Origin of the sequence: Blautia sp. OF03-13, assembly GCF_003460685.1 — a bacterium.
GTDB classification, from domain to species: Bacteria; Bacillota; Clostridia; order Lachnospirales; family Lachnospiraceae; genus Fusicatenibacter; species Fusicatenibacter saccharivorans.
Genome location: NZ_QTVR01000001.1, coordinates 166798 through 179485 on the forward strand (window position 1 = coordinate 166798; position 12688 = coordinate 179485).

Consider the following 12688-nt stretch of genomic DNA (forward strand, 5'->3'; position numbering starts at 1 on the left):
CATTCGAGAAGCTGGAGCTTTCCGCTGTTGTTCATCTGCCCTAAAGCATTTTTTTGTATTATTATTTGATACGTTTCAGTTCATACTGTCTCGTACCAAGACCAATTTTCTCTGCCTGGTCAAGGGTTGCCTGCCATTCAATATTCGGATTGGAATCCTTGAAATGATCGTGGTGGCAATGCCATCCCGGCTCTGCAAGATGCTCGCCAAGCTGACTGTTTTCGATCGGAGTTGCCTTCAGGCAGGCATCGGCACACGCCTGGTCAATGGCAACCGGGTCGAAGCTTGCAAACATTCCGATATCCGGCAGGATCGGAGCATCGTTCTCCCCATGGCAGTCACAGTTCGGCTGATATCCTGTACCAGAGAGATATGGAAACACGGACGTCCATGACAGACAGCCTGTGCATACTCAGCCATTTTCCGGTCGAGAAGCTCGTTTGCACTGCTGTTTGGATTATAAACCGCATCAAAACTGCAGGCACCGATGCAGCGGCCGCATCCTTTGCATTTGTCATAGTCAATGACTGCTTTTTTATCCACATAGGAAATTGCATCGCTTCCGCATTCTTTTGCACAGCGGTGGCAGCCACGACAGACATCCGTATTGATCGCCGGTTTTCCACTGGCATGCTGCTGCATCTTTCCGGCGCGGCTTCCGCATCCCATACCGATATTTTTCAGTGCACCGCCAAAGCCCGTTGCTTCATGGCCTTTGAAATGGCTCAGACTGATAAAAATATCTGCGTCCATGATCGCATGGCCAATCAATGCTGTTTTGCAGTATTCTCCGTTGACAACCGGAACCTCAATTTCATCGGTTCCTCGCAGTCCATCTCCGATGATAATCTGGCATCCTGTGGTAATGGTATTGAATCCGTTCAGATTTGCGCAGTCAAGGTGCTCCAGGGCATTTTTTCTGCTGCCCGGATATAACGTATTGCAGTCTGTCAGGAACGGAAGACCTCCCTGCTCTTTACAGAGATCTGCAACCACTTTCGCATAATTCGGACGAAGAAACGCCATGTTTCCCAGTTCGCCAAAATGCATTTTGATTGCAACAAATTTACCTTCCATATCAATGTCTTTGACGCCAGCAGCGATACAGAGTTTTTTCAGCTTGTCAAGCTGACTCGTTCCCACAGGACATCGAAAGTCGGTAAAATAAACCGTTGACTTTTCCATTCTGTTATTCCTCCTAATTTGTCCTTTTTTATCAGAATAGCACTTTAAGCTTACTTGAAGTCAAGTGTGATTGTAATATGCATGGATCCAGTCATGCCCGAATGTTACAGTTTACTGCTACCCAGCAATCTGTAATATTTGCAGTCCTCATAGAAAGTTTTGCTTCGTAAAAGGAAGATTTGTAGTATTCTGTAAAGTTCATGCACTTGTCTTTTTTCAGGATTTTTCGTATACTGAAGGTAGTTTTAAAAAAATCAGAGTACAGAGTAAACGAAAACCGTCTGTTTTCTTTTACTCCCTGGGAGGTCGCATTTATGATAAAGGCAGTATTATTCGATATGGATGGTATCCTGTTTGACACCGAGATTGTAATGAAAGAGGGCTGGCAAAAAGCTGCCCGGGAGCTGAATTTTACGCTCACGGAGGAACATCTCTCACAGATGCGCGGCAGCGCGCTTCCACGGAGCAGAAAGCTGTTTGAGGAGTGGTTTCACGGAAAGGTGACATACGATGAGGGACGCGCGATCCGCTCGGCGTATCTGAATGATTATATTCAGCGAAATGGTGTACCGGAAAAGCCGGGACTTCACGAGTTTCTTTCCTGGCTGAAGGAACATTCGATTAAAGTTGCGGTTGCCACTTCCACAACACGGCGCGTTGCGGAAGGATACTGGAAACAGTCTGGCATTGACCAGTATATCGATGCTTCAGTCTGCGGGGATGAGGTAATCAACAGCAAGCCGGATCCGGAAATTTTCTTAAAAGCAGCGTCTCTTCTGAAAGTTCCGATTGCTGCATGCATAGTAGCCGAAGACAGCATCAATGGTCTGAAGGCCGCGCGTGCAGCTGGTGCCATCTCCTGCATGATCCCGGATCTGACACCGTATACAAAAGAGCTTTTTCCATTTTGTGATTATGTGAGTCCTTCTCTTTTGGACTGTAAAGAAATTCTGCTGCAGACTCCGGAAGCGGACAAACTGAAAAGCTGGAAGTAAAAAATCATACATAAATTCAATTATTTTACTGTAAGAAAGTCCTCCACACAGAATCTTTCTGCTGCGGAGGACTTTCCTTAACACGTCTTCATCATCTGTTCGTTTATTCTACATCTACCGGCGAATCATACGATTCCATAACATTGTAGATCTGTTCTGCTGCTGTTGTACGCAGTTTCTGCTGTGTGCTCTGGTTTGCGCATTTTTCGTATTCACGCATGAAGGCAGTTGCTGCGGTGTCAACATCTTCGGCATTTTTCAGTCTGTCCAGCAGATTCGGATTGTAGTCGGAAAGGTAGGCCATCAGACTGTCGAGCTGGCCGGACAGACTTCCAAGGCTCTTTCCAAGATCAATGGTATATCGGCACAGATACTCTTTGATCGTTGGATCTGTAAAACCACAGAGACCATATCCATATCTTCCGCCACTGTAAAGGCCAAAACGGGAACTTCGGATCACTTCGTCACGGGAAATGATTCCGGCATCAACAAGGTTCGTGTACTGCTCTCCGCTCAGGCTTGTGCGGCTGGTAGAGCCATACTCAAGCAGTGTCGGATTGAGGTCTGTGGATGCCTCGTTTGCAATATTTCCCATAATACCGGCGGCTCCTTCTTTTGTAAATCCGTGCATCAGGAAGTAATTCCAGATCTTTTCTGCGTTCGTTTCTCCGATTTCATCGTCGGCTGCAAAACGACGGATCGTCAGAATCGTGTCACAGTCCACCGGGCGGTCGCAGGTGATACCGGCGTTTTCATTCAGCGCTTCTACGATTTTTCCTTCTCCGTCATACAGCGCCACATGGCCATTATAGCAAATAACATCGCCTGTACGCGCTTCATCGAGGCTTGTAACCTCGGTTCCAAGACTGCGCCAGCCATCAGATGTTGTATATTCACCATCGTATGCACCGCAACGGGTCAGAATCTGCCATACAAAATGAGAGCAGTCAATACCGTCCGTCAGGGAGTTTCCACCCCAGACGTATGGTCTGCCAACGAACTGTTTTGCAAATGTGATAATACCGTTTCCGGTTGAGGTTTTTACTTCATAAACCGTTTCTTTTTTATAGGGAAAGGCTTCATTTTCAGACGGATCGATCACCTGATCCGCCAGTTTCATCTGATCCTCTCCGGTGCCGGTTACATATTCCAGCGCCTCTTTTCCCTGCTGCAGATAATCCGTACGGACAAAACCGCGGACGTCGCCCGATTCAATATAAACCCACTCCTGATCCGCATCGGCGATCACAAAGCAGAGTGCCTTTGCCGGAAGTGTTCCCACGATCCGTGCGCTGGTGGAACCGCTTTCGCGGACGTTTAATCTGGTATCGACCTTTGCGTAGGCGTACGCTTTGTCGACCTGTGCGAAACCTGCGCGGAGATCTTTTTTCATGGAGCTGATATATTTTCCGTAATCAATCGTCTGAATCCAGTCATCCGCCTGTGTCTCATCATTTTTCGGTGTTTCTGTCGGTGCTGGTGCAGGTGTCTCGGTTGGCACCGGTGTTTCTGTTGGTTCCGGGGTTTCGGACGGAGCTGGAGTCGGCGTTTCACTTGGGGATGGCGTTACCGACGGTTCTGGAGTTTCGCCTGGAGTTGGTTCCGGGGTTTCACTTGGAGATGGCTCCGGCATCTCGCCTGGATTCGGGTCTTCCGGTGTCTCCGTTGGAGTCGGATCCTCTGTCGGTTCTGGCGTTTCCGGTACTTCTGGCTCCTCTGTGGAAGCGGCATTTTCATCCTGAGATGGTACGGACGGTTCTTCTGCTGGTGTCTCGGTTTCCTGTGTTTCTACAGCCGGAACAACGGCTTCTTCTGTGTTTCCGTTTTCCGTTTCACTTTGCGTGGCCGGTGCATCCGCCTGATCTTTCTGCGTTTCCTGCACCGTTTTCGCTGTCTCCTCTGCATGCGCCGGTGCAGCCGAACCGAGAAGCATTCCGGCTGCCACGCCGAACGCTGTTACCGTTGTGCCAAATTTTTTCTTTGAAATCATATATGTTTTGCTCTCCTCTCTGCTGTTTGTCGATTTCTGCCTGCCATTTTCTGCTTTTGAGGCCGTTCGGATGAAATCACAAAAATGTATCGTTCCTGTAAAGTCTGGCCTCTTTTTTTGAAGATAAACCAAAAATGATATCATTCGTTTTCATTGTGCAAAAAATTTCACGTATTTTCTATATTGTATCACAGACAACAGCAGATGCAAAGAAACAAATCACATATTGAGGAATTTTTCTGTTTAACGCGTGAAATTGAGAGAGATTCTCTGTAAATTCTCAGGAACCGGACGGAATGCGGATCAGAAGCCGTTTTCCATTCTGCTCTGATACCGTCAGAACCGGAATATGTTTCTTGCGGAGCTGGTGCATGACCGGATAGGCCGCAAAGAGATCACCGCTGACACAGACAGCCTCCGGCTTTTCTTTTAACAAGTCCGACAGGTATTCCCGCAGGCGTATCTTCCATTCTGCTTTTTCAAGTGATGACACGGCATAACTGCCACAGATGTTCAGTTCCGGGGCCTCCGGCAGCGGTTTATGAAGAATAACTGCATGCTCCATGCCCGGCATCTGCCGCAAAAGCGCGTCATCCGCATCGATCGCATCGGTACCGATGTGGATCAGAACCGGTGCTTTTGGCATTCCCGCAAGGCTGATGCGACAGGCAGCGACGGCAGCGTCAAGCGTTTCTGCGGTGAGAAGAAATCCTCCTTTGTGGCAGAAAGACACATTGGAAAGCCCCGTCGCTTCCTGCAGTGCTTCTTTTTCCAGGCCAAGCCATGTTTCCGGAAAATCATACTTGTAATTGAATGAATTTTCTTTTCGAACCGGCTGCACGCAGCAACCGCCGCGGTTCGATGGGAATATCAGAAATGCAATTTCAGTCGCGGAAAGCTGTTTCTGACATGGAAAAAATTCCGACAGAATCAGAATCTTTTCATCCATTGTTCCTGCCTTTTTCTCCGCTGCGATCCGCTTCCTGTGTTCGGCAAGAAGAGCTGCAAACTGCTGCTCCGCCCGCTCATCCGCACGAAAACGCTCCCATTTATGTTCCAAAATCCGTCCGGCCACTGCCACCGCTTCCAGGAAAGCTGCATCGCTTCCGCTGTTATCATCCCATACCGGATTGAACATGCCGATCATACTGGCGAGTTCATTCTTTTCTCCTGTATTATCATTGAGATCGAGCGGCTGTACAAACTTCTCGTCAAACCGCGCGGCCATCTCCGGACTTAAAATTTCTGTGCCAAGTGCCTCCCATAAAAGGCCAAACGCCGCGTACGGAACCTGGTTTTCCCGGATCCGGCTGTCTTTCTGGTGATGGTCGTATTCTCCTCTTCCAATATCAAAAACAATCCCGTCAAAATCCTCCGGCACACGATTTCCGCGCTGGATAGTAAGCTGTGGATTAAAATGCAGAAGCAGTGCCGCAGAGAACACATCATCCGCATGAAATTTTCCGCCGTGCGTAAAAGCAGCGGCATGTTCTTTTTGTATCTGTTCTAATAATGTCATAAAATTCCAACTTCCTTTTTCTTAAGATCTGCTCTATTTTACTCTATCTGGCGGCTGTTTCGCAACGGTTCTATGTAAAGAAAAACTTGAAAACTTCCTGGCACATCTTTATTAAAAATCATTTCCGTAGTCTGCACACTTATCTACGAAAATTCTTTTGTGGGTATTTGGAAAATCAAAATGAGCGGCTCCTCTTCCAAGGTTCCGCTCATTTTGATTTTTCTTCCTTTCATACCTGAATCCGGTCTGCAGCTGCATCACACATTGCAATCCGTTTTCCATCCATGCCAAGGATCAATCCACCGTTTATTCTCTGGATGACCTGTACGGTGCTGCCTTCTTTGATTTTACGGCTTCGGAGGAAATCCAGAACATCAGGGATTCCAAACATCCATTTGATGGTACAGATATCACCGGTTTTTTTCTTTGAAAGTGCCTGCATGGTATCCCTCCTTTTTACTTTTTCTATATTGTATTCCCTGAGAAAATATTTAGTCAATAAGAACAATTGGGATACGCTTCTAACTAAAGTTTGTGTGCAAAGCGCTAGAGTGTGTTTGAAAAAGGCTTTTCGTAGTCTGCATGTTCCAATTTGTGGGAGATTTTGTCTGAATGAAGGAGGCGTAGCGGGCTACGGCGACTGAATGAGGGCAAAATATACCGCAAAGCGGGGCGTGCAGGCTGCGGAAATGGTTTTTCAAACACACTCTAGTTTTTCAATCAGAAAAAGAGTTTGCTGCACGCGATCGCAATCGAAGCTACGGCCACGATCCGTTTCAGCAGCGTCTGGTTGATTTTCGTCGCATTTCGTAATTATTATAAATAATCACGCAGAAGACGATTCATCATTATGTCAATTATTAAAGCGTGCTGGGAAAACATTTCTCATTACGTTCTCCACTATCTCTTTAGATTCAGAAAGAATTGACATATTTTATCTGGCATAGCACATGTGACTGCATCCATTTGGAAAAAGCTCTGCTTTCATCGCTCGGATATATTCTTCTTCCGTAGAAGAATCCTCCAGAATCTCCAGTGTGCGGCGCAGATTTCGGATATCACGCTCCATAAAATCAGTATAATTTCCCCGGCCTACCAGCTTCAGATGAGTGATTCCGGCATCGGAAAGCGTTTTAATGTACACAGGCCGCAGCCGGTTGCGCCACAGAGGTAACCATCTTCCGATACAGGATTCGTCAGTTCTGATGCAGAATCCCATTCGGATATAGAAATATTTTCTCCCGGACGATTTTTTTCTTGTTTTTCTAATTTAGATTCTGAAAACGACATCGGTTTCTTCCAGTAAGGAACCCGGCAAAGATATCCCATTTCATCGCAGTGCAGGGAATTGCAGAAAGCACCACTGAACTGGCACAGTTCATTCAAAGCAAATGCCTCGAACTCCGTTGGATAAGTCCATTCTTTTCGAGCGGCTTCTTTCTGCGCAGTTATATGCCGAATCACTGCACGCATTTCCGAGATCGTATTTTTGCGCTGGAAAATGATCCTCTTCGGGTATTCTTTCGCAAAAACCTCTGTCATCGCAGAATTCACCGTTCCCAAATCCCCGCTCAGATGCACCTCACAGTCGATCTTTTCTTTTCGCAGGTACACAAGCAGCGCGGGATCCGCAAGAATATAACTGTCAAACCCTATGCTGCGGCACTGTTGGATGATCTGCGTGATTTCTTCATACTGCTCCGGCCGGTAATACAGTGAATTAAACGTCAAATGCACCGGCTTCTGATATTTCTGCACCATATTAGCCAGAATTTCCAGTTCACTGAACGATCCGATTTGTACATTATAGTTTAAGACCTCTCTCCGATTCAGCGGCAGAACCGTTCCGTATTTTTCTGACCAGGAAAACGGAACGTAACCGCAGAACAGCTCGTCTGCTCCAGCGCGGACGTAACGGGGATAGTCATCAATAGAGCCTAGGCCTGCTGTGATTTTCATAAGTTAAATCCTTTCGCTTGCGCCTCATTCAAATTCAATCTCTTCCTCCGCCTTAGCATACAAATCCAGCTGATTTTCAATATCAAGTCTCTGAACCAGCCAACCTCTTGCAAGACACATCTTCACAAAATCGTCTATACGATTTACTCCATTCATCTCTTTTAACGTTACAACCACACCAAACGGAAGAGAATCTTTTCTTTTCTGCAAGCGTTCTTTCGTATTAATCTTAAGTCCCCATAACCCAGAATCATAAGCCTTTCGGGGAACCCTTTTTTCTTTTATTTCTTCACTGATATGTTTCACATTATCCCATTTGCGATACATTTTTCTTGCATCTTCTTCGTACAAAGTAATCTGTTTCTCTTCAGACTGTCGATTGTCATCAATTGCTTTAATCATGGTTGACCCTCTTTTGGCAACAACTCTGCCAAAATGAATATCCATTTCTGTACTCGTATAGTCAACACCCTGTTTGCGATCGCACTGTGGAAAATATGCCAGGGTAGCTCTTGCATAAAACGGGTGCGCATGATCTACAACAGGCACTGGCAGATTATAAGTATAAGTTTCATATTCCTCCGATGCCCCTGTCATAATGAAACGTATTTCATCATCCGGTGTTTTTAAAACCTCATTAATATGCTTTGGCACAACACCATATCCGATTCTATGTGAAATATCATCTCTTCGATTCCATCCGGCAGCTGCATCAATCAGCAATGCTTTCGCCACTTCCCGGCTTAATCCCATAATATGAATCAAATATGCCAGTTTACGTGAAATCCATGGCGCTGCAAATGAAGTTCCCGCTACGTATGCTGCTCCCATATCGTCTTTGCATACCACCATTTTATCTGTATAGACCGTTCCATCACCACCATAATAACTGACATCCGGTTTATGAAAAAACGACAGAACAGGTCCAATCCTGGTATAAGAAGCAGAATTTCCTGCAAAATCCACAGCATTAACCACCATAGAATTCAGGGAATCTGCCGGAGATCCAATTCTCATATTCTTTTTGGTAACTCCTGCCGGAATATTTGTACCTGCTACCACAAAAATAACATCATATTCACTCTGAATACGATCCAGCTCTGCAGCCTCCGGCGAAATAAAATTTGGTTTGATTTCAAGCTTTGACCCCAGCGATAAATTCCAGATTTTAATATCTCGATTAGACGCAACAATATTTCGGATCATTTTCAGAACAGTAAAAGAACTAAATCCGTTATTTGTTGCCACGCCAAAATGTCTTACACGAAATCTGCCACAGCCATCCGCAAGCTCCGGGTTTCCCTGTGGACCATCTACGATAATATAGCTGACAGCTGTTCCGTGTTCATAATCTTTCCTGGACAGAGGAATATTAGGATCCAAAAGATTTTTATATTCAACCCACTCGTGAAAATACACTTTTTCATTGAACTGTGTATCTATCACACCTATGACCGGTTCGTTCTGTGGATGTGGGATTAATAATCCGGCCTCCTCTTCCATATCCTCATACGCATCTAACACATCGTCTCTTGAAATCTCAGAGAAGTCTGTAACTCCCATAGCGATCAGATACGACGCATTGTTATATAGCAATTTAACTTCGTCTGGATTCAGTCTTAAAGTAGTTCCGTCTATGATGCGATCATCTACAATATCAATTCCGAATTTTGAAAGAAGTCTTTTTGTATCCACCCCTGTCTGATAGATGGTAATGATTGCTTCTTCTGTTATTTCCTCTGTTGCTCTGTCAATATCAAATCGTTCCACATAAAAGCCGTCAACCACGGTTTTCAGAAAACTGGTTTTGGGTACTTCATTAAAATGATATTTTTCACCTAATTCTTCTATTACTTCACTAGGAACAGAACCTTTATAATACTGTTCTATGATGGACGCTGTCTTTTTTAAAACATCGATAGATTTTTCAATTGCCTGCAAGGAAACAAAATGCGTAAAAACATGTTTTTGCACTTCATTTCCTTTTTGATCTGGCTCCCAGACAAATTTGGCCCCTCGAATTGATTCTGTCGGCGATTTTCCATTTTCTGACAGTAGAATTTTCAACCGGTTGCTTTTGGCAACAATATGCTTATAATGTACACTTACCAGGGCACCACGAATATCCTTGTTTTCCGTCCAATATACAAGTATTCTTTCCAGCTGCTTTTCCAACTCACGTAAATGTGATGCAGAAACACTTTTCCCTTTTGGAAGCTTAGGTGATCCCGGTCTGGAACGATTTGATCTTTGTTCGAATCTTCCTTTTAACTGTAAAATACTATTCATCCCTTACACCTTCTTTTAAATCACGAGCCACGCTGCTTTTGGAACGTCCAACCAATATTTCCATTTCTCTCACTGTGAATTTCTGACTCTGCAGTTTTTTCAGATCGTCTGGTTTTTCATTACATACTGCATAGTATAACCGTCTAAAATAATCCATGCCGTCTTTCGGATTACTAAAGGCAACCGACGTCCTGATCAAATTTTTCAGTTCGCCTGGATATGGTAATTTGGACATCAATTTCATAATTTTCCGAAACAGGCGAATATCTCTATTTGCAAGTTTCAGCTTATCCAGATAACGATCCAGCATTTGCTCAGCAATAGAAAGAAGATCTTCCTGCGAATAGCGGTTAAAATCAATCACAGAATCAAACCTTCTTATCAATGCCCTGTCAAAATACTGGTAAAGATTTGTTGTTGCAATCAAAACAACATCTTCATTCATTCGGTCAAACTCTTTTAACATTGTTGATGTAGCCCGCCCCATTTCTCTTAAATCGTTTTGGTTCGTGCGATCCAATGCCAATGCATCGATTTCGTCAAATAGAACAATCACCTTATCCGGTTGAGCAAATTGGTTGATTTCTTTAAATAACATAGACAGATTCTTCTGTGTCTGACCAAGCTTACTATCTATAACAGAAGAAAAATCCACCATAAAAATCTCTCTGTTTAAGATTCTTGCCAATTGTTTTACTGCTTCCGTTTTTCCTGTTCCAGGCGCTCCCTGAAAAAGGAACTTATTAATTCCAATGTGATGATCAATTGCATTAACTATCCCTATTAAATCACCTGTAATTTCATCCGGAAGTAATAACATATCCGTATTCGCTTCTATTTTTCAAAAAAAGGAGAAACATTCTCTGATACCTGCGGCACAAACGTATTAGCATTTGATAATAATGACATAATATACTCAGCCAGTTGATAATCGCCGGATGCATCAAAATCCTTTGCTATTTCATAAGCTTCACTGCGAAAACCAACATCATTTTTTTCGGTATAATACTTAATTAAACTTATAACACTTTTCTTCTTCATACTATGCACCCCATTTTTATTCGCTGTCCTTTTTATATCACGTTGGGACAATTTTGTCAATATTGGGACAGTTTATCTTTTGTAACAAAAAAGCAGCCCCCATAGGCTACTTTTTGTTTATAGATTTTTAACCACCACTTTACACCGTTTCCTACAGAATGCAATTCCATACGCAAGAATGTCATTTCGTCCATCTTCGCGAAGTTCTGTATCGTATCTGCGATCCTCGATCTGTTCCAGCGCTCTTTCACACGCCTGATCGAGATCATTCAGAGAACGGACGTATTTCAATTCCACTATGATTCCCGCATCCGGATTTTTCGGTTTGAGCAGAATATCCGCAAAACCATCTCCGGATTCTCTGTTTGATTTCACAACCCAGCCAGAATAGTTCTTCAAAATGCCAAGCAAAATGCCGTGATAAAAAATTTCTTTTTCTTCGTTCCGTGCCTTTGTATCGAAAACACGGATCGTTTCTCCGAGAAACATCGTCAGTTCCTGCTGGATCGTCTCCGCCTCTCCTTCCAGAAATCTCTGATTGATTTTATCTGTAGATGCTCTGTTGTTCGCAACGATCTGATTAAACCATTCACGGATCTGCTGAACAAAAACTTCGCGGATTTCCTGATTCGGAATGATCAGCTTGTACACGCCATTGTCAGCTTTTCCAAGCCGTGTGAGATATCCGGTTGTGAAAAGCACACTCCATATGTTGTCGATGCTGTTATCAATTTTGTCATACGTCAAATCCGAACGAATTCTCTTTTCAACTGCATTTCCCGCAATCAACTGTTCGATTTCGTCTTTTGTCGTGATATCAGCCTGTTCAATAAAGCGTTTCACAAGATCATTTCCGCTGCTGTTGATCCAATAGGACTTAGGCTGTACATTTGGATCACTCAATAAATCGTCCACATAGTTAATCACATCCCAGGGACAATAGATATCTGCGCCGCCGAAATGATAACCGTCATACCACTCTTTCACTTTCTCGAAATGTTCCTGCAGATTGTAATTTGCAAGAAGTTTTTTTACCTCTTCATTCGTAAAGCCGAACTCTTCATCATAGCGAACGTCGTCTGCTGCATAAACTTTGAAGTTGTTCAATCCTGTAAAGATACTTTCTTTGGAAACCCGGAGACATCCTGTCAGTACAGCAAATTGCAGATCATCATTCGTCTTCAGCGCCTGTCCGAACAATCCACGAATCAGTGAAACCATTTCTTTATAGTATCCATGCTGAAACGCTTTGTCGAGAGGAACATCGTACTCATCAATCAAAAACGGTTGCATGTTTATACCAGCCAACTACATACGTTTCTTTTTCTATTGCATCCGGATACAATGCACAATATACGACAAGCACATCATCCACCGAAGTTTCCTCATTCATGCCCTCACAGTCATAAATCTTCTCAATTCTTAACTGATTTCGAGTTTCTTTATTGGTTGACTTTGTCTCCACAAAGCCAAGACAATATTCCCCTTTCGGATATCCGGATTCTTCTGTAAGCGGTATTGCTTCAAAATTGTATTTTTCATGTGCGTCAAGAGTTTCTTTTACATAGGAACCTCCATTTTGCGGTTCGTCTTTTCCCCATACAATTCCTTTATAATAATTCATCCATGCAATATTGCAAAATAGTATTCTCATAGGTATTAACCTTCTTCTTTGGAAAATAGATTCAAATCAGCATAAAAGAGACCCCA

10 protein-coding genes and 4 pseudogenes are annotated in these 12688 nt (G+C 43.9%); 2 read left to right on the top strand and 12 right to left on the bottom strand.

Annotation, left to right across the window (positions count from 1 at the left end; genetic code table 11):
- Window positions 1-61 precede the first annotated feature (61 nt).
- Window positions 62-1185 (bottom strand): annotated as a pseudogene (locus DXA55_RS00785) (DUF362 domain-containing protein).
- A gap of 314 nt (window positions 1186-1499) precedes the next feature.
- Between DXA55_RS00785 and DXA55_RS00790 the strand changes: the two are divergent.
- A complete protein-coding gene (locus DXA55_RS00790; protein WP_117804954.1) occupies window positions 1500-2180 on the top strand; it encodes an HAD family hydrolase in 681 nt (226 codons plus the stop codon).
- A gap of 103 nt (window positions 2181-2283) precedes the next feature.
- On the opposite strand, the gene DXA55_RS00795 is transcribed toward DXA55_RS00790, so the two are convergent.
- From DXA55_RS00795 to DXA55_RS19080, 4 genes and pseudogenes are all read right to left on the bottom strand, one after another.
- The gene (locus DXA55_RS00795) at window positions 2284-4170 is read right to left on the bottom strand and encodes a phage tail tip lysozyme (protein WP_117812804.1); all 1887 of its coding nucleotides are present in this window, start codon (window positions 4168-4170) and stop codon (window positions 2284-2286) included.
- Window positions 4171-4450: 280 nt separating this feature from the next.
- Window positions 4451-5689, bottom strand: a complete 1239-nt coding sequence (locus tag DXA55_RS00800) for an MYG1 family protein (protein WP_117812805.1) — start codon at window positions 5687-5689, stop codon at window positions 4451-4453.
- 229 nt (window positions 5690-5918) lie between these two features.
- Window positions 5919-6131, bottom strand: a complete 213-nt coding sequence (locus tag DXA55_RS00805) for a ferrous iron transport protein A (protein ID WP_022461118.1) — start codon at window positions 6129-6131, stop codon at window positions 5919-5921.
- Window positions 6132-6210: 79 nt separating this feature from the next.
- A pseudogene (locus DXA55_RS19080) lies at window positions 6211-6330 on the bottom strand (DUF6783 domain-containing protein); the annotation flags it as partial.
- Here DXA55_RS19080 and DXA55_RS19085 point away from each other — a divergent pair.
- Window positions 6298-6483: pseudogene (locus DXA55_RS19085) on the top strand (DUF6783 domain-containing protein). The pseudogenes DXA55_RS19080 and DXA55_RS19085 overlap by 33 nt on opposite strands.
- 140 nt (window positions 6484-6623) lie before the next feature.
- On the opposite strand, the gene DXA55_RS17445 reads toward DXA55_RS19085, so the two are convergent.
- From DXA55_RS17445 to DXA55_RS00835, 7 genes and pseudogenes are all read right to left on the bottom strand, one after another.
- Window positions 6624-6833, bottom strand: coding sequence for a hypothetical protein (locus DXA55_RS17445; RefSeq protein WP_242998324.1), 210 nt, complete (start codon window positions 6831-6833; stop codon window positions 6624-6626).
- A complete protein-coding gene (locus DXA55_RS00815; protein WP_242998325.1) occupies window positions 6791-7648 on the bottom strand; it encodes a U32 family peptidase in 858 nt (285 codons plus the stop codon). The genes DXA55_RS17445 and DXA55_RS00815 overlap by 43 nt, the downstream gene beginning before the upstream one ends.
- Window positions 7649-7672: 24 nt before the next feature.
- Window positions 7673-9937: a S8 family peptidase gene (locus DXA55_RS00820; RefSeq protein ID WP_117812806.1), complete on the bottom strand. Its 2265-nt coding sequence runs from the start codon at window positions 9935-9937 to the stop codon at window positions 7673-7675.
- Window positions 9930-10757: an ATP-binding protein gene (locus tag DXA55_RS00825; protein ID WP_278308995.1), complete on the bottom strand. Its 828-nt coding sequence runs from the start codon at window positions 10755-10757 to the stop codon at window positions 9930-9932. The genes DXA55_RS00820 and DXA55_RS00825 overlap by 8 nt, the downstream gene beginning before the upstream one ends.
- A 14-nt stretch (window positions 10758-10771) precedes the next feature.
- A complete protein-coding gene (locus DXA55_RS18020) occupies window positions 10772-10978 on the bottom strand; it encodes a hypothetical protein (protein WP_278308996.1) in 207 nt (68 codons plus the stop codon).
- A gap of 117 nt (window positions 10979-11095) precedes the next feature.
- Window positions 11096-12259 (bottom strand): annotated as a pseudogene (locus DXA55_RS00830) (PD-(D/E)XK nuclease domain-containing protein); the annotation flags it as partial.
- Window positions 12252-12632 (bottom strand): hypothetical protein, encoded by a 381-nt coding sequence (locus tag DXA55_RS00835; protein ID WP_199605731.1) that lies wholly within the window; start codon window positions 12630-12632, stop codon window positions 12252-12254. The pseudogene DXA55_RS00830 and the gene DXA55_RS00835, both read right to left, overlap by 8 nt.
- Window positions 12633-12688 lie beyond the last annotated feature (56 nt).